General features: G+C 29.2%; 1 protein-coding gene. It reads left to right on the forward strand.

What is annotated here, in order from left to right; translation table 11 throughout:
* Window positions 1-243: hypothetical protein (locus KZZ06_RS21945; protein WP_219582019.1), on the forward strand; the 243-nt coding region annotated here is incomplete at both ends.

Genomic DNA, 243 nt, shown 5'->3' on the forward strand with positions numbered 1-243 from the left:
TTTAGATATAAACCTAATTTAGAGCAAGTACGAGAAGATTTTCAAAATCATACTGTTGATCAATACGAATTAGATAATGTTAAAGAAGATGTTACAAATGTTCCGCTATATACTGATGATCGTATGAACATTACTGTATTTGTTAGAGATTCAAATAGTTATATCACTTATGCCGCTGGTGGATTACATGGTGAATATGCAGATCAACAAGCGTTTTGGAATAATTTTTATAAAGAATTAGAA

The sequence above is a fragment of the Sulfitobacter sp. CW3 genome, assembly GCF_019392245.1.
Taxonomy (GTDB): Bacteria; Pseudomonadota; Alphaproteobacteria; order Rhodobacterales; family Rhodobacteraceae; genus Sulfitobacter.